Below are 593 nucleotides of genomic sequence, written 5' to 3'. Positions count from 1 at the left end.
CCAGTGGCAAAAGATGATACCGCTGTTACTGATGAAGACACGCCAGTGACGATTGATGTCCTGCCAAACGACACCGACATCGACGGCGATAAGTTGTCTATCCAATCAGCGTCTGTACCTGAAGCACAAGGCACAGTCGAGATTGTTGACGGCAAGTTGGTGTTCACACCAGCTGAGAACTTCCATGGCGACGCCGAAATTACTTACACCGTCACCGATGGTGCACTGACAGACCAAGCGACGGTCAACGTCACCGTGAATGCGGTGAACGACACGCCTGTGGTTGAAAGCAACCTCGCAGACCAAACCTTGGCAGAAGACTTTACGCCATACAGCATCGATCTAAATACGGCCTTCAGTGATGTGGATAACGCCGATGGTGAGTTAACGTTTAGTGTCTCTGGCAACAGCAACATTCAAGTGGCAATCGTCAATGGCATTGCTACGTTCACTCCAACCGCGGACTGGAACGGCTCAGAAGCATTGACCTTTACGGCGACCGATCCAAGCGGCGAGAGCGTTAGCCAAACGGTGAACTTCACGGTAGCGCCTGTGGCGGACATCGTGGCAGACAACGCGACGGTTGTGGAAGA

At 52.8% G+C, this 593-nt stretch carries 1 protein-coding gene; it reads left to right on the top strand.

The genetic code is table 11. The features are described from left to right. Positions 1-593: tandem-95 repeat protein (locus tag R7O13_RS31545; protein WP_318305465.1), on the top strand; the 593-nt coding region annotated here is incomplete at both ends.

Source organism: Vibrio sp. Y176 (assembly GCF_033438945.1).
The sequence above is the reverse complement of the archived record's forward strand: the minus strand, read 5'-3'. Positions and strand labels throughout refer to the sequence as shown.